Below are 16,565 nucleotides of genomic sequence, written 5' to 3'. Positions count from 1 at the left end.
GTCCAAATCATTCTCCTTAATTCAAGGCTCTAATCTCTCTAATAAGATTGTCCAGTTCTGTATCAATACTGCAGTCAAATATTCCACCGTCAGTTTCAATAATACACTGGTCATCATTCAAAAGAGGATCTGCGATAATATCAAGTCCTACCTCAGCTCCTACCTTTCCTTGAATCTCCTCTTTTTTGCTCTTTATATATTCCGCATTAGCATCGCTGACTTTAATCTGCATCTGACCAGTGCGTTCAATTTTCATAATACAATGATCTAAAAGATGATATATTACATCCTTTCGGCCTGATAACTCTGCAGCAAATACATGCTCGAATACTGGAAGGCACATTTCAACGATTTCGCGCTCCATATGAAGCTCACGCTCCATATATTCATTTTGAACACGATCAACCTCTGCTCGCATTTGTTGCTGAGCATCTTGCAACTCAAGAGCAGCTCTTTGAGTACCTTCGTTGTATCCTTCTTTCTCGCCATCCTGTCTGGCAAGATTCTTCATGGCATCTGCATTAAGCTGTGCCGCATTAAGAATCTCCTGAGCCTGAGCATTTGCATCATCAATAATAGCCTGCGCTTGATTTCTGGCATCTTCCAAAAGTTCTTCCACTTGGGCAGAAACATCAGGTTCTTCCTTTTGCATGATAGTATCGGCTAAGCCTAAGAACTCATCTGCATCCATCCCATCAGGAATTTCTTCGCCAGCTTCACGCATAGCTGCTAAACGACGCTCTCTCTCTTCTTCGAGAAGCTTCGCTTTATATTCTCTTTCCTGTTTAAGAATCAGCTGCTTAGCTAATTCATTTGAGTCAATTACAAGCTGCTCAGATTCCCCTTCCTCATCTGGAAGATTTGGTGCAACCTGGAAGCCGTAAATGACATTATTACTAGACAACAAGCTCGTCTCCTCCACCTCTTGAAATTACAATCTCTGCGGAATCCTCCAGCTTTCGGATTATACCTACAATCTTCTGCTGTGCTTCCTCTACATCTTTCATACGTACAGGGCCCATGAATTCCATATCTTCCTTAATCATTGCAGCAAGACGAGAAGAAAGGTTCTTGAATATAGCTGCCTGAACCTCATCATTTGCTCCCTTAAGAGCCACACCAAGATCAGAGTTATCAACATCTCTAAGAACACGCTGAATAGCTCTATCATCAAGAAGCAAGATATCCTCGAATACGAACATCTTCTTTCTGATTTCTTCAGCAAGCTCTGGCTCTTCGATTTCCAGAGACTCCATGATACGTTTTTCTGTACCACGGTCTACTGTATTTAAAATGTTTACTACCGCATCTACACCGCCGGCGATAGTGTAATCCTGATTGATAAGTGAAGAAAGCTTTCTTTCAAGCACTCGTTCAACCTCTTTTATAACTTCAGGACTTGTTCTATCCATCATAGCTATACGTTTTGCAACATCAGCCTGTTTTTCGGGAGGCAACGCACCAATAATAAGCGATGCCTGACCTGCAGACAGATATGAAAGAATCATAGCAATTGTCTGTGGATGCTCGTCCTGTATGAAGTTCAACACCTGAGAAGGTTCGGTCTTTCGAATGAATTCGAATGGACGAACCTGCAAAGATGCAGTAAGCTTTGTGATAACATCCTGAGCTCTGTCGTCGCCAAGAGCCTTTTCCAAAAGTTCCTTTGCATAGCCAATACCACCCTCTGCGATATATTGCTGTGCAAGACAAACCTGATAAAACTCTTCTATAACTTCTTCCTTCAAGGCAGGAGAAATGCTTCGAGTATTTGCAATCTCAAGAGTCAATTCTTCTATTTCCTCTTCCTTGAGATGTTTAAATATCTGAGCAGACTTCTCTGGGCCAAGTGCGATAAGAAGTATAGCCGCTTTTTGTACTCCATTTAAATCTTCAGTAGCCATAGCTTATCCCCAATCCTCGTTTAGCCAATTTCTCAAAAGCTGTGCTACAGCCTCTGGTTTTTCGTCCACGAATTTTTCTATTAATATTCGAGCCTCAGATTTTTCTGTGTAACCAATATCTTCAAGCTCTTCTTCCTCTTCCTGTGTAGAAGCAATTAAATCGTCAATTGTAAGCTCTTGCTCCACAGGCTCCTCTTCTTCTGTACGAAGGCTTCTGAATACAACAAAGCCAAGCATTAAGAAGATGAGTGCTGCAAGTACAATCTGAAGAATATCTGTAAGTCCAATGCCTGAACCTTCAGAATACTGGAACATTGGAATCTCGTAAGCTACGATTTTAACGCTTGATGATGGAAATCCTGTAGCCTGTGCAACTACTTCCACAATATCATCTGTAACTTCAAGCTGGACTGGATCAGAGTTTTCTTTAACGAATTCATCGAATGTCTGTCCCAATTCCTCTAGGGTGCCATCGCTCTCCATCTTGTCCTGATTATAGATTGCATATGTTTTACAAGTAACAGAGATTGAAGAATTTTCAAGCTCTCTCTTACCCATTTCATCTGTATGATTTGTGATGGTTTCATCTGGAAGATAATCCTTGTAAAACTCTTCCGTTGTGCTTTCCGACTGAGTACCATCCTCTATAACGTATGTAGTGTCATCGTCATTTGAATCTGTACCAGGCACGCCACCTGCACCTGATGTGTTAGTTGAGTTAGAACCAGATTCACTATCTAAATAGCCTTCTGTACGACCTTCATCAACTGAATAATCGTATGTAACATAGCTATTTTCATCGAAGTTCATCGAAAGGTTAACACCTACAGAAATATCGTCGTAAAGATTAGTTCCTTCCAAAACTGTGTGCACTCTATCTACGATTTCACTGCTAGCTCTCTCTCTCACATCTTGATTAGCACTGGCATTTCCAGCAGCTGACGTTGCATCACCACCAGAGAACAAAACATTACCATTTGTATCCATGATAAAGATATTCTCTGTGTCATCGTTTCCAAGATTGACAGCTAAAGCTCGAGCTAAGCCGGCAGCTGTATCCCCTGAAATCTGTGCATTCAAATCAAGTGTAACATTTGCGTATGAATCTGCTTCTCTAGCAAGGATTGTTCCATCCTGCTCTGGGATAGTAAGAATAACTGTTGCAGAATTGACAGCAGCTTGTGACTCTAACATATCCTCAAACTGATTTTCAAGATAAAGTTTATATTTCTTTTGCTTGTCTGCTTCTGTTGTTGAGAAACTTCCATCTACAACATCGTTGATGGAGTATCCTGAACTTGGAATGTCATTTGAACCGAGTAAGACATTGGCATTAGCCTTGTCCTTATCCTCGATATAGAAAGTATATCCATCCTCGCTTGTCTCGTATGCAATTCCCTCATCATCGAGCAACTGCTTAACTGCCGCCGCCTGTACCCCGTCCTCGCATTGGATCAACTGAACCATGTTTGGACGTGAAATAATGACTCCTAAAATAATAAATGACACAATAACAACAGCAGTAATTGATACAATCAACACCTGCTGTCTTCTAGTAAACTTTCTCCACCATTCAAGTATTCGATTAATGATAGCTTGAATTTGTTCTGGCATATTGTTCTCCCTTTAATAATACCTAATTAGACTTGCATCTGCATAATCTGCTGATAAGCCTCAAGCACTCTATCACGAACTGCTACAGTATACTGTAATGCAATGTTTGCCTTCTGCTCTGCAATCATCAAATCATGAGTGTTGTCTGTCTCACCAAGCTGAAAAGCAACTTCTTCTTTATGAGCCTGTTGAATCTGTGAGTTTGTATCCTCTAATAAGCTCATAACAGAATTAAGCATGCTTTGAAATCCTGTATCTGCGTTCACTTTTGTCTCGCTTGATGTGACCGGCGTAGCACCATATAAACTCTGAATAGAACTAACGTCCATTTAATTCTCCTTTAATATCATCCCTGTCCAATTGAAATGCCGCTTGTAGCCATAGACTTAATAGCCTGGAATGCTGTGGTATTTGCTTCGTACGCACGGCTGGCATCGATAAGGTTAGTCATCTCTGTAACTGTATTTACGTTTGGATATCTAACGTATCCATTTTCATCAGCATCTGGATGAGATGGATCGTATTCCATTATGTAATCTGTTTCAGTGTCTTCAGACACTTTTGAAACTTTTACGCCATTGCCATTATAAGCTGCTGTGCTCTCTTTAAGAATGTTTCTAAAAGATGGAGTACCCGCCTTTAACTGTTTTTCCTGGAATGTAACTATTTTACGCGTATAAGGGCCACCATTCTCTGTGCGAGTGGTGTTGACATTTGCAATATTTTCAGCGATAACATCCATTCTGAAACGCTGTGCTGTCATGCCTGATGCAGCAATGTCAAAAGGTTGAAATAATCCCATAGCCTTTCCTCCGTTTATTTAACAATCATGATTATGAAATAACTGACTTGAAACGTCCAACTTCATTGTTAACACTGGTTGTGAGAGTCTGATATCTAATCTGTTCAGAAGCAAGCTCCACATTTTCTGTATCCATGTCAACGTTGTTGCCATCGAGTCTGTATGAGTAATTCTCATAATCTGTATATTCAATGCCATCAACATGATTTCCATCATCGTCTAAGACATTAACCGCTCTTTCCAAAGAACGCTCATGAGTGTTGATAAGCTCTTTTCTAAGGACACTCTCAAACTCTATATCCTGTCTCTTATAACCAGGAGTTGTAGCGTTAGCAATGTTATTCATAATAAGAGTCTGGCGCTGCCAGCTCACATCTGCTGTATTATCAAGTAAGTTGATATATCCGAATGCATCTGAACTAATCATATATACAATCCTCCTAGACTAATTTAATTATAAATTATATGTAAAAAAACACAAGGCTTTTTTACATCATGTAGTATATTTTATTAATTCTAAACACAAGAAATAGTGGCATACATTCATTTACTCAATCGCCACTATTAGTGTTGTATTTCGCGATAATTACATAAATATAGAATACAAATCACCATTTTATAATTACTATCATCATAAAATATTTTTGTGTTAAAGTTATGAATAATAACAAAAAAGAGACCTACAAAATGTAAGTCCCTTTAAATAAAATCCTAATTATTTATTTTTCTTAATCTCATTAAGCTCATCAAATACAACGTCATTAAGAACCTTGATGTATGTACCCTTCATACCAGATGAACGAGATTCAATTACACCAGCTGATTCAAACTTACGAAGTGCATTTACTATAACTGATCTTGTAATACCAACTCTATCTGCAATCTTTGAAGCAACAAGAACGCCTTCGTTTCCATCAAGCTCATCAAAGATATGGATGATAGCTTCAAGCTCAGAGTATGAAAGTGTAGAAATAGCGCTCTTAACAACCTGGAGCTTTCTGTTCTCTTCTGCAGACTCTTCGTTTACTGAACGCATCATCTCAAGTCCAACAACTGTTGTACCGTACTCTGTAAGGATGATGTCATCAATATCGTACTGCTTATCAAATCTGTAAACAAAAAGTGTTCCAAGTCTCTCGCCAGCAATATCAATTGGTGCAATGATTGCTGAATACATATCAATATCAGACTTTTCAAAACCTAATGTCTTTAAGTTAACATTTTCCTTTGTTGAAAGAATTGAAAGTAATCTCTCGTTTAAAAGTGGATCAATAAATCCTCCAACCTCGTCAACAATTAACTCACCAATTTCTGTAGTGTTTGGTAAGTGTGAAAGTCCAAGGACCTTACCCTTCTTAGAAATAACAAGAACCGAAGAATCCAAAATATCTGTAAGAACAGAGCAAATGTCGTTAAAAACAACCTTTGATGAATTATTATTGTGAAGAAGTTTTCCAATCTTTCTTGTCTTGTCTAATAACTGTACGCTCATTTAAAATGTATTCCTCCTGAATCTAAACACTATATTGTGCCAAATCAATCTAACTGTCGTCCCCGAACTAATGTGAAATTTGTACCAATTATAGCACCGATTAGAACAAATCGCAATAAATATCAGAAAATTTACCGCTATTTATTCTGATTTTCTACAAATCTACAATCATCATTTGCACAAACAAGTTTATTACCCTTTTCCACCATATATGTTCCACACTTTGGACACTTCTCTGTGGTTGGCTTTGACCAGCTAATAAAGTCACACTCAGGATGATTTGCACATCCAAAGAATTTTCTTCCTTTCTGTGACTTTCTAATAACAACGTCGCCGCCACACTTAGGGCATGGCACTCCTATCTTTTCAAGGAATGGTTTTGTATTTCTACATTCTGGAAATCCTGGGCAAGCTAAGAATTTACCATGAGGTCCAAATTTAATTACCATGTTTCTTCCGCACTCTTCGCAGATAACATCAGTAACTTCATCATGAATCTCAACTTTTGCAAGCTCCTCTTCTGCCACTTCAACTGCCTTTTCAAGGTCTGGGTAGAAGTTTCTTACAACAGATTTCCATTCAACTGTTCCCTCTTCAACACCGTCAAGCAGTAATTCCAAGTTTGCAGTAAATTTATCATCAACAATTATAGGGAATGATGCCTCCATAATTGAATTGACTACTTCACCAAGTTCTGTAACAAAAAGGTTCTTTGCCTCTTTTGTAATGTAATGACGCTTTAAAAGAGTTGTAATGGTAGGTGAATAGGTTGATGGTCTACCAATACCAAGCTCTTCTAATGTCTTTACGAGAGACGCTTCTGTAAAATGAGGTGCTGGCTGTGTAAAATGCTGCTTTTCCTCAAAAGAATTAAACTCAAGCTTTGTATCTTCTGTAAGCTTTGATAACGGATGAGTCTTAGATTCTGCTTCATCATCAGCTGAAACATAAATCATCATAAATCCATCAAACTTAATTGAAGAATCAGATGCTGTAAATACATGATTCTTTGCCTGAACATTTAGTGAAACTGTATCATAAATGGCATTTGCCATCTGGCTTGCCACAAATCTCTTCCATACAAGCTGATATAGTCTAAACTGATCTCTAGTAAGGCTCTCCTTGATTTCAGATGGAATCAATTCGATATTGGCAGGACGAATAGCCTCGTGAGCATCCTGAACCTTACCAGTATTCTTCTTGCTTGAATTTACAGGAGCTGACAAATATTCCTGACCATAATTGCCAGTAATGAACTGCTCAGCTGCCGCTCTCGCCTCATCTGAAACTCTTGTAGAATCAGTACGAAGATATGTGATAAGACCGATTGTTCCATGGCCCTTAACACTAACACCTTCATAAAGCTGCTGAGCAACGCTCATAGTCTTTTGAATTGAGAAGTTTAAAGCCTTTGATGCCTCTTGCTGCATTGTAGATGTAGTAAAAGGCAATGGCGCCTTCTTTTCTCTAGTTCCACGCTTAATAGAAGCGATGTTAAAATCAGCACCCTTTAAATCATTCATGATTTTGTCAAGGCTTTCCTTGTCTGAAATATCCTTCTTACCAGATGTATCACCATAATATTTAGCAACGATTGGCTTCTTTGCATCCTTAGCATCAAGCAATACATCAAGTGTGTAATATTCCTGAGGAATAAATTGTTCAATTTCTTTTTCTCTGTCGCAAATAATACGAAGTGCAACAGACTGTACACGGCCTGCCGATAGGCCTCTCTTAACCTTTGCCCAAAGAAGTGGAGAGATTTTATATCCAACCATTCTATCAAGCATACGTCTTGCCTGCTGTGCATCAACTAAATCCATATCTATTTCTCTTGGATGCTTAAGTGAATTCTTTACAGCAGTTTTTGTTATCTCATTAAAGGTAATTCTGTATACCTTTTTATCTTGTAAGTTGAGTGCGTGAGTAAGATGCCATGAAATAGCTTCTCCCTCACGGTCGGGATCAGTTGCGAGATAAATCTTATCTGCTTTCTTTACTTCCTTACGGAGTGCAGCAAGAAGCTCACCCTTTCCACGAATTGTTATATATTTAGGTTCAAAATCATTTTCTGGGTCAAAGCCAAGCTGACTTTTAGGCATATCTCGAACATGGCCCTGTGATGCCATAACCTCGTAATTGCTGCCTAAAAACTTTTTGATTGTATGCACCTTTGCTGGTGACTCCACAATGACTAGATTTTTTGCCATATTTTTTTGCTCCTATTCACAAAGAAATCGAAAATCACTATACAACATTATTTTTTTCTTTTCAAGGAAAATTTTACCTATTGACAAAACAATTTAATAATTTTCATATAAAATCCATCAACAAATCACGCTGTTTTTACGTAATTATTTTTGAACACTTCAGAAAGCAATTCAAGCCTTTCTAAAGACAGCACTACAGACAATAAATTAAGATAATCCATACCACTTTCTTCTATAACTGTGGAAATACTTTTAGGATAATCATCAAACAATTTGTATACCCTTTTCTGCTCTTCAGTAAGAATAATTTTTGGCTTCTTTTCAGCGTTAATTTTTTCAGGTTTTAATCCATAAAAATTTTGTATATCAGCTATAAACTGATCTATGTCGTATATGATTCCTGCCCCTTGGGCAATAAGTTTATTTGTGCCAGAACTTAACGAATCCCCTATTCTACCGGGAGTAACGTAAATATCCTTACCTTGTTCCAACGCAAAATCTGCTGTAATCAAAGAACCGGATTTTTCCCTTGCTTCAATTACAACAACAATATCAGAAAGTGCCGAAACTATCCTGTTTCTTCTAGGAAAGTTCATTGCAACAGGACTTGTCCCCATCTGATATTCTGAAATTATAGCTCCGCCAGTTGAAAGAATCTCTTCATATAATATTCTATTATCAGCAGGATATATTACATCACAGCCGCTTCCCAAAACAGCTATAGTTTTACCACCTGCATCTATACATCCTTTATGACCATATGCATCGATTCCTCTGGCCATACCACTGATAACGGTGTATCCATTTTGTCCAAGTTTGTCTCCAATTTGAAGAGCAATTCTTTTGCCATATGCACTGCATCGTCTAGCTCCTACAATAGAAACCGCCCTTTCCAAAGATGGAATTTGCCCAACATAATAAAGACCATAGGGCTTATCATAAATGTTTCTTAGCTTATCAGGATAGGCCACATCTTCCATTGTTATAAAGGAAAAAGGGGAATGCGAAAACTCCTCATACTCCTTAGATAAATCAAACTTGCCGCGATTAAGTATAAAAGTATCGGCTGTTTTATCATCCATCAATCCCGAATCAACCAAATCTTTTTTCGTAGCAAAATAGATATTATAACTATCGTAGAAATAATCAATAAGTTTATGTTTTCTTGAATAAGTAATATCTTCATTACGCATAAACCAGTACTGGTAAAGGTGTTTGTCCATTAGATTCCCTCCTCCCAGTAATGCTTATCAAGCCCTCTATAGCAAACTGCCTCCTGAAGATGCACAAGGCTAATATCCTGGCAACCATCCATATCTGCTATCGTTCTAGCCACTCTAAGCACCTTATGATAGGTTCTAGCAGTAAGGGAATACTTATCATACATTTCTTCCATATATTTAGCTTCATCCTCCTTTAGAGGGCAAAATACATCTATATGGCTACTAGGAATCTGACTGTTAAACTTAAAATCAAAATTCTTATATCGTTCACGTTGAATTTCATGAACCCGCTCCACTCTAACTCTTATATCAGCTGAAGACTCATTTTTCTGACGCAATGCAATCTGTGCAAAATTTAAAGTAGGTGCTTCTACGCAAATATCAATTCTATCAAGCAATGGTTGAGATATCTTAGCCAAATATCTTTGAATGGACATTCTGCTACAGTGGCATCTATTCAAATCAGGATAATACCCGCAAGAACAAGGATTCATTGCAGCCACCATTACAAAGTCTGCCGGAAATGTAAAGCTTCCAGAAGCTCTTGAAATATTTACCTTTTTATCCTCAAGAGGTTGTCTTAGCATTTCAATTGTAGATTTAGTGAACTCTGTAAGCTCATCTAAAAACAGTACCCCTCCATGAGCCAAGGATATTTCGCCTGGTTTTGGATTCTGTCCACCTCCAACCAATCCCTGAGGCGACACGGTATGATGTGGGCTTCTAAAAGGTCTTTTCTTCATAAGACCGCCCCGTTCATCAAACATACCGCAGACAGAATAAATCTTTGATAATTCTAACTGCTCATCAGCATCCATAGCAGGTAATATAGAAGGAATACATTTCGCTATCATGGATTTCCCCGCTCCCGGAGGGCCAACCATAAGCATATTATGCATGCCTGAGATAGCCACCTCACAAGCTCGACGAAGAGCCTGTTGTCCATTAATCATGGAAAAATCATATTCCATATCCTCCTGAGATGTCTCTTCCATATTGATTATTTCATCTTTGGCATCAAATACGCCTTCATTTAAAAGCTCGATTACCTCAGAAATCTGGCTTACGCCAATTGTAGTCAAATCATTTACCAGCCTAGCCTCAACTAAATTGTCCTTAGGAACAATCATTATCTGCAAATTATTTCTTCTGGCCTCCATAGCCATAGATAGCACACCATTTACAGGCTGTATTTTGCCATCTAGGCCTATTTCGCCACATAGACATATAGATGAAAGCTTCTCGCAATTAATTATTCCTATAGCAGATAAAATAGCCACAGCAATAGGCAAATCAAAGCCTGCTCCTGTTTTTCTAATACTTGCTGGTGATAAATTGACCGTGATTCGCTTAATAGGTAGCGCATAGCCTGCATTCTTAAGTGCAGCCCTCACCCTCTCCTTAGCTTCTTTCACTTCAGATGAAAGATAACCCACCATTTCAAAAATGGGCATACCTTCAGATATATCTGCTTCCACAGATATAAGCTTAGAATCAATACCGAAAATCGTCGCGGTATTTACAATACTATACAATTAAACTCCTTTTGGAATTAAAATTGAAAATAGAAAAAGACAGGAGTTATCTTAGCATACTCCTGTCTTAAATACAACATCATTATTATCTAATCATTTCTGTTAAACCAAGCTTCTTATGTACCTTGCGAAGAGTTTTATTAGCAAAATAAGATGCCTTTTCTGCATTCTCCTTGATGCAGCCATCAATATATGCCTTATCCTTTTCAAGCTCTGCGCAACGAACGTGGAATGGTTCAAGCATATCCGCTACTGCCTCACCAACAGCAAGCTTAAAATCGCCATATCCCTTACCTTCAAATTCTTTAGCAACCTCATCCATAGACTTTCCAGTAACAACACCGTAGATTTCCATAAGATTTGATACACCAGGCTTATTTTCAACATCATATCTAACTTCAGCATCAGAATCTGTAACAGCCTTCTTAAACTTGCGGATGATTGTATCCTTATCATCAATAAGATAGATTGTTGCATTAACATTCTCATCTGATTTAGACATTTTCTTTGTAGGCTCTGCAAGAGACATGATTCGCGCGCCCGCCTTTGGGAAATATCCTTCTGGAATAGTAAATACATCTCCGTAAATATTGTTGAAACGCTCTGCAACGTCTCTACAGATTTCCAAGTGCTGCTTCTGATCTGCTCCAATTGGCACCAAATCAGTCTGATACAAAAGAATATCTGCAGCCATAAGTGCAGGATATGTAAACAAGCCTGCATTAATATTATCTGCATGTTTTGCAGACTTATCCTTAAACTGAGTCATACGATTAAGCTCACCCATGTATGTATAGCAATCGAGAATCCAGCCTAACTGAGCATGTGCTGGTACATGTGACTGGAAATAAATACAGTTTTTCTGTGGATCAAGTCCAGCTGCCACATACTGTGTATATATTCTTCTTGCGTTTTGTCTAAATTCTGTAGGATTCTGTCTAACTGTAAGAGAATGTAAATCCATAACACCAAAGAAGCAATCATAGTCCTCGTGAAGATTTACCCAGTTCTTTAATGCTCCTATATAATTGCCAATGGTAAGCTTTCCTGTTGCCTGCATACCTGAATATAATACTTTTCTCTCTTTTTCCATAATGTTATCTCCAAATTACTTTTTATTCTTTAGTATATTTTTGCGAATATATTCGTTTGTCGCACTCTCACCGTGTTCAGCAAGATATGTAAGCATATCCTCCAACAAAGCCGCTGTTTTAGGATGCATCATATATTTACCCTTGCCCCTGTTGTAATATTCTAATGCGCTAGAATCGTTATACTTTTCCTTTTGATAGGTCTTGCATGCTGCCACTCTGTCACAATACATTTCAACAACGTATTTTACAGGCATCTCCATGCCAGTCATATGATGATGCTCATCCAAGCTGTAATCTATCCAATATTCAAAATGATGTTTGTTGCGTCCCTTATGATGAAGCCACGCCATAGAAACCCCTGTCTCTAATCTTTCAGCATTATTTGGACTCTGTGTACCCTGATAATACTTAGCCCCCACTCGAAACTCAACCCATGAATACTTTGATAAATCATGTAGAAGTCCCTGCATGTATAGACCTACAGCAAAGCATCCCTTTCTAACTAAACGACGATGATGGGTGATTGTTTTAAAATGTTCCCAAGCCTTCATTAAATAACTACCTCTTTCCTGGCTTTACCCCAACAAGCACGCTGATGGAATTGCCTGGAACATTAATTGATTGCTGGTCATGTATAGGCTTTGGTTCAAAATCATCAGTATCTTTAGCTGTGTTAAAGCACAAACGCCATCGTTTTCCTGGAGCTAAAAGTGGAAGTGCCATATCAACAGCATCATAGTGGAAGTTATAGCATACAAATACTTCCTCTTCTTCATCAACATAGGCACCATTATAAAGAACACCCAACGCTTTTTGCTCCTCACCGATAGACATCATCCATGGCTCGGTACCATGAAATGACATATCAGGAAGACCTAAATGTCTGTAGTCATTCATTAAAAATGGACTTTCAACTCTAATACATTTATGGTTCTTTCTAAACTCAATCAAATTTTTTACAAATCCTGTAAGTGAATCTTTGCTCTTTGTCTTTGTAAAACAAGTGTATCCAACTTTGTTGTCCTGGCAATAAGGGTTATTATTTCCAAGATGTGTAGCCGCAGCTTCATCTGCAGCCACAAAAAGTGGCACACTCTGAGAAAGCATCAACGCTGTAAAAGCATTACGCATCTCTCTGAATCTATTAGCATTGATGGTTTTGTTTGTAGTCTTTCCTTCAACTCCATAGTTGAAAGAATAATTGTTGTTAGTACCATCTCTGTTATCTTCGCCATTATCCCAGTTGTGTTTTTCACCGTATGAATATGAATCCCACAATGAGAATCCATTAACATTCGCCATGTAATTTACAAAACCATAGGCACTATTCTGTCTACGCATATGATTTGCAAACTGAACCATACTTCCGTTCATATGGTTTTCAATCTGTCTGGTAACATTCATAAATGAATCGTTATACACAAACAAATGCTTTTTACCTTTTTCATTACAAAGGATTTCCTCTGGAATAAATTCGTAGAAAATCTTTGTATCAGCCAAATAAGGTTCAGCTGCAATACGCTGAATTGGCGCATTGCATCCTACTATGTGGAATCCATCAATATGGAAATACTTAACGTAATATTTTAAACACTCTAATATAAGGTCATCTGGCGTTTCAGCAGCAAAAGCCATCTCCATAATAACTTCAAAACCACTGTTGTGAAGATTGCTAACCATGCTGCGCAGGCCTTCACATGCATTGGAAGCCCCACCAAAATAAGATGCCTTTGGTGCAAAATAATTAGCAATGCCAAATCCCCAATAATTTTTCTTACCAGAGAACTCTTTTGTCTCGGTAATCATCCCTTTAGGAGATATAAGCATTTTATTATCTAAAAATAACTCTTCGAAATCATAAAGAGGCATAATCTCAATGCTGGTAATACCCATGTTTTTCAAATATGTTTTTTTCGAAAGAAGGCCATTGTAATTTCCCACTTTCGAAGCTGCCATATTAAATCCTGCAGTAAATCCACGCATGTGAAGCTTATAAAGAATCATATCAGAAGGAGCAATTTCTACTTTTTTGTCCTTCCAGGTTTTTTCAATATGTGAAATACCAGAATATACAGCAAACTCTTTTGTCTGGCGTTCCTTAACATCTCCCCACTTATCGCGACCTACAACAGCTGTGCAGTATGGATCAAGCGCAGTTTTATCATCTTCTTTTATGAGATAACAAATCTTATCAATATCTATACCAGTAACTTCAACAGAATATACTCTTCCTACAGCAAAATCCGGTATAAGCTCTATTTCCTGTAGCTGCTTTTTTGTTTTTTTATCAAATAAAAGAATGGATGCCTTTTCCGTAGTAGATTTAATCGCTACCGTGAAAATAACACCATCCTTTGCACTTATCCTTGGACCATATTCCCTAAAATCGCCCCTTAATACCTTCATAACTATGCCTCGATTCCAAAAAGCTGTATATTAAACTCAAATAATAATTAATTTTACTAGACAATATTCCTGATGAATTATATCATAAGGACATGTCTTAAACAAATAAAATAAACAAAAGGAGTATAGAATGGACGAGAATCAAGTATTTCCAGTTGACAATGAAGACGATGATGTTGTTGTCACTTTAAGTTTGGATGATGGTTCAGAAGTGACATGTGAAATTCTCACAATCTTTGACATAGGCGATCAGGATTATATTGTACTTCTTCCTCTCGATGAAAACGGCGAGGAAAATGCTGAAGGTCAGGTATACATCTATAGATATTTCGAGGATGAAACAGGCGCACCTTCGCTTGACAACATCGAGTCTGATGAAGAATACGATGCAGTAGCTAAGAAGTTCGATGAACTTTACGGAGAAGCTTTAGATGAAGAATAATTCAGCTCATTTAAGAATCGGGATTTATCCCGGTTCTTTTTATTTGTATAAGTCAAATAAAGATTTCGCTTAGTCCTGGTAATTCCAACATAAAACAAACGCCGTTCCGCCTCCATCTCCTCTTTGGAATCCGCTTTATTACTTGGGATTATTCCATCATTTACGCCAATAATAAAAACATTTTCAAACTCCAATCCCTTGCTTGAGTGCAAAGTGTAAAGACCGATTTTATTCTTTTTATCTATTACCTTCGTTTTGTTTTCATAATCCACCTTAAGTCTCATAATATTCAGCTTATCAATGGCTTGCTTTATAGTCTTGCAATCCTTTGTCATTTCAATGAAAAAATCCAAGACATCATAATATTCGTTTACATCAGCATTTTGTTTCACTGCTTCCTCTCGCAAGAAGCTGTCATATCCCATTACATTCTTTATGTAATTAATCGCAGCGCATGGCGACATTTTGCTTATCAAATTCACATCCGCAATTAACGCCTCTGTAGCCCTGAGGCAGCCTGGATTATCTTTATAAAAGGACTTTATTCCTTGCAAATTTCCTCTATATTCCACACTTCTTCTATGTAAAAATCGATTAGGGCGATTTACGATAGCTAAAAGTCTAGCTCGCGTTTCATTTCCAATGGCAATCTGAAAGTATGCTTCCATATCGGAAATAATGAAATGAGAATAAATATTAGGCATTTTCTCTTTTAAATAAAAAGGAATTTTCTGCTCTAATAGTTTATCAACTATATACCTTGCATCAGAATGATTACGATACAAAATAGCAATTTCATCAAAGGATGTCCCCTCCCTATTAAGCTCTTTTACCTTTGAAATTATGTAATCAGCTTCATCCCCTTCGGATTTCAGTTCCTCTACACATAGTTTCCCCTCCTCAGCAGTTGCCATTATTTGTTTTTGAAAACGCATGGTGTTTTTTGATATCAAATTACCTGCTTTTTTCACAATATTAGCAGGATTTCTATAGTTATAGTCAAGAACAACAACTTTGCAATCCGGATATTGTCTTCTAAAATCATCCATTAGTTTCGGATTTGCTCCTCGAAATCCATAAATAGACTGGTCATCATCTCCTACGCAAAAAATATTGTTTGTTCTAGTAGAAAGCATCTTAATTAACTGAAATTGCAAATCATTCATATCTTGCATTTCATCTACAAGAAAATAAGAAAATCGATTTTGCCATTTTTCAAGTATTTCAGGCTTGCTATAAAAGAGTTCATACGCTTTCTTTAACATGTCATCAAAATCTATAACATGATATTTAGCTTTAAGATTTTCATAGGCTAATACAAAATCTTTAAAGTCCTTCTTGTCTACAGACTTTGGCAAATAATTATCCAACCCTCCAACTCGATTATTTATAAAAGAAAGCTCTGATGAATAGCTTTTCACAAGCAAACTATCATCATGGTCTAAATTTACCCGCGCCATAGCCTCTCTAATTATTTTTGTCCTAGTATTTTCCATGATAATATCTGTAGACTTAAAACCAATTTCTTTTTGTAGAATTCCCCAAAATAAAGAATGGAACGTCCCAAAAGTCACAGGATGAATATCATCTGATAACCTTTCGAAACGTTCCTTCATTTCTAAAGCCGCAGCCTTGGTAAATGTAATCACCAAGATTTCTCGAGCCGGTACACCAGATTCTATAAGGGCCATAACACGCCTTGTAAGCACTGCAGTTTTCCCACTGCCAGGCCCTGCCAGCACAAGACATGGCCCATTCATATGTGAAACTGCTTTTTGTTGGCTATCATTAAGATTCATAAAATATAGATAACCGCGTTTCTTTATAGAGGTTTCCCGACTCT

The 16,565-nt window shown here is 37.7% G+C and carries 15 protein-coding genes; 1 reads left to right on the top strand and 14 read right to left on the bottom strand.

The annotated features are described in order from the left end of the window. Positions 1–16: 16 nt before the first annotated feature. From BO15_RS13260 to BO15_RS0108655, 13 genes are all read right to left on the bottom strand, one after another. Positions 17–904: a FliH/SctL family protein gene (locus BO15_RS13260; protein WP_052169863.1), complete on the bottom strand. Its 888-nt coding sequence runs from the start codon at positions 902–904 to the stop codon at positions 17–19. Then, positions 897–1,904, bottom strand: a complete 1,008-nt coding sequence (fliG, locus tag BO15_RS0108710) for a flagellar motor switch protein FliG (RefSeq protein ID WP_033153970.1) — start codon at positions 1,902–1,904, stop codon at positions 897–899. Before fliG ends, BO15_RS13260 begins: the two co-directional genes overlap by 8 nt. 3 nt (positions 1,905–1,907) lie before the next feature. Next, on the bottom strand, positions 1,908–3,518 hold the full coding sequence (locus BO15_RS0108705; RefSeq protein WP_033153969.1) for a flagellar M-ring protein FliF C-terminal domain-containing protein: 1,611 nt from the start codon (positions 3,516–3,518) through the stop codon (positions 1,908–1,910). 26 nt (positions 3,519–3,544) lie between these two features. Beyond that, positions 3,545–3,847 (bottom strand): flagellar hook-basal body complex protein FliE, encoded by a 303-nt coding sequence (gene fliE, locus BO15_RS0108700; RefSeq protein WP_033153968.1) that lies wholly within the window; start codon positions 3,845–3,847, stop codon positions 3,545–3,547. A 17-nt stretch (positions 3,848–3,864) separates the two neighbouring features. After that, positions 3,865–4,320, bottom strand: a complete 456-nt coding sequence (gene flgC, locus BO15_RS0108695; protein ID WP_033153967.1) for a flagellar basal body rod protein FlgC — start codon at positions 4,318–4,320, stop codon at positions 3,865–3,867. A 31-nt stretch (positions 4,321–4,351) separates the two neighbouring features. Further along, a complete protein-coding gene (gene flgB / locus BO15_RS0108690) occupies positions 4,352–4,747 on the bottom strand; it encodes a flagellar basal body rod protein FlgB (RefSeq protein WP_033153966.1) in 396 nt (131 codons plus the stop codon). Between the two features lie 288 nt (positions 4,748–5,035). Further along, positions 5,036–5,812: a GTP-sensing pleiotropic transcriptional regulator CodY gene (codY, locus tag BO15_RS0108685; RefSeq protein ID WP_033153965.1), complete on the bottom strand. Its 777-nt coding sequence runs from the start codon at positions 5,810–5,812 to the stop codon at positions 5,036–5,038. Positions 5,813–5,949: 137 nt separating this feature from the next. Next, positions 5,950–8,022, bottom strand: a complete 2,073-nt coding sequence (gene topA, locus BO15_RS0108680; protein ID WP_033153964.1) for a type I DNA topoisomerase — start codon at positions 8,020–8,022, stop codon at positions 5,950–5,952. A 125-nt stretch (positions 8,023–8,147) separates the two neighbouring features. Then, a complete protein-coding gene (gene dprA, locus BO15_RS0108675; protein WP_033153963.1) occupies positions 8,148–9,245 on the bottom strand; it encodes a DNA-processing protein DprA in 1,098 nt (365 codons plus the stop codon). Beyond that, positions 9,245–10,780: a YifB family Mg chelatase-like AAA ATPase gene (locus BO15_RS0108670; protein ID WP_033153962.1), complete on the bottom strand. Its 1,536-nt coding sequence runs from the start codon at positions 10,778–10,780 to the stop codon at positions 9,245–9,247. Before BO15_RS0108670 ends, dprA begins: the two co-directional genes overlap by 1 nt. A gap of 85 nt (positions 10,781–10,865) precedes the next feature. Further along, on the bottom strand, positions 10,866–11,873 hold the full coding sequence (gene trpS / locus BO15_RS0108665; protein WP_033153961.1) for a tryptophan--tRNA ligase: 1,008 nt from the start codon (positions 11,871–11,873) through the stop codon (positions 10,866–10,868). 15 nt (positions 11,874–11,888) lie between these two features. Continuing rightward, complete coding sequence (locus BO15_RS0108660; RefSeq protein ID WP_033153960.1) at positions 11,889–12,425, bottom strand: DUF5662 family protein; 537 nt, start codon at positions 12,423–12,425, stop codon at positions 11,889–11,891. A 7-nt stretch (positions 12,426–12,432) separates the two neighbouring features. Then, on the bottom strand, positions 12,433–14,280 hold the full coding sequence (locus BO15_RS0108655; RefSeq protein ID WP_033153959.1) for an alpha-amylase family glycosyl hydrolase: 1,848 nt from the start codon (positions 14,278–14,280) through the stop codon (positions 12,433–12,435). Positions 14,281–14,410: 130 nt separating this feature from the next. On the opposite strand from BO15_RS0108655, the gene BO15_RS0108650 reads away from it, so the two are divergent. Then, the gene (locus BO15_RS0108650) at positions 14,411–14,722 is read left to right on the top strand and encodes a DUF1292 domain-containing protein (RefSeq protein WP_033153958.1); all 312 of its coding nucleotides are present in this window, start codon (positions 14,411–14,413) and stop codon (positions 14,720–14,722) included. Here the strand turns inward: BO15_RS0108650 and BO15_RS0108645 are convergent. Continuing rightward, the gene (locus tag BO15_RS0108645) at positions 14,695–16,521 is read right to left on the bottom strand and encodes an ATP-dependent helicase (protein ID WP_033153957.1); all 1,827 of its coding nucleotides are present in this window, start codon (positions 16,519–16,521) and stop codon (positions 14,695–14,697) included. The two genes, BO15_RS0108650 and BO15_RS0108645, sit on opposite strands and share 28 nt — an antisense overlap. Between the last annotated feature and the right edge of the window lie 44 nt (positions 16,522–16,565).

The organism is Pseudobutyrivibrio ruminis HUN009 (assembly GCF_000703005.1).
GTDB classification, from domain to species: Bacteria; Bacillota; Clostridia; order Lachnospirales; family Lachnospiraceae; genus Pseudobutyrivibrio; species Pseudobutyrivibrio ruminis_A.
The sequence above is the reverse complement of the archived record's forward strand: the minus strand, read 5'-3'. Positions and strand labels throughout refer to the sequence as shown.

What these genes read in the sequence shown, in the direction of transcription:
- dprA (WP_033153963.1), bottom strand. Translation starts at nt 9,245, where the DNA reads ATGGACAAACACCTTTACCAGTACTGGTTTATGCGTAATGAAGATATT.
- BO15_RS0108645 (WP_033153957.1), bottom strand. Translation starts at nt 16,521, where the DNA reads ATGAATCTTAATGATAGCCAACAAAAAGCAGTTTCACATATGAATGGG.
- topA (WP_033153964.1), bottom strand. Translation starts at nt 8,022, where the DNA reads ATGGCAAAAAATCTAGTCATTGTGGAGTCACCAGCAAAGGTGCATACA.
- BO15_RS0108650 (WP_033153958.1), top strand. Translation starts at nt 14,411, where the DNA reads ATGGACGAGAATCAAGTATTTCCAGTTGACAATGAAGACGATGATGTT.
- trpS (WP_033153961.1), bottom strand. Translation starts at nt 11,873, where the DNA reads ATGGAAAAAGAGAGAAAAGTATTATATTCAGGTATGCAGGCAACAGGA.
- codY (WP_033153965.1), bottom strand. Translation starts at nt 5,812, where the DNA reads ATGAGCGTACAGTTATTAGACAAGACAAGAAAGATTGGAAAACTTCTT.
- BO15_RS0108660 (WP_033153960.1), bottom strand. Translation starts at nt 12,425, where the DNA reads ATGAAGGCTTGGGAACATTTTAAAACAATCACCCATCATCGTCGTTTA.
- fliG (WP_033153970.1), bottom strand. Translation starts at nt 1,904, where the DNA reads ATGGCTACTGAAGATTTAAATGGAGTACAAAAAGCGGCTATACTTCTT.
- flgC (WP_033153967.1), bottom strand. Translation starts at nt 4,320, where the DNA reads ATGGGATTATTTCAACCTTTTGACATTGCTGCATCAGGCATGACAGCA.
- flgB (WP_033153966.1), bottom strand. Translation starts at nt 4,747, where the DNA reads ATGATTAGTTCAGATGCATTCGGATATATCAACTTACTTGATAATACA.
- BO15_RS0108655 (WP_033153959.1), bottom strand. Translation starts at nt 14,280, where the DNA reads ATGAAGGTATTAAGGGGCGATTTTAGGGAATATGGTCCAAGGATAAGT.
- fliE (WP_033153968.1), bottom strand. Translation starts at nt 3,847, where the DNA reads ATGGACGTTAGTTCTATTCAGAGTTTATATGGTGCTACGCCGGTCACA.
- BO15_RS0108705 (WP_033153969.1), bottom strand. Translation starts at nt 3,518, where the DNA reads ATGCCAGAACAAATTCAAGCTATCATTAATCGAATACTTGAATGGTGG.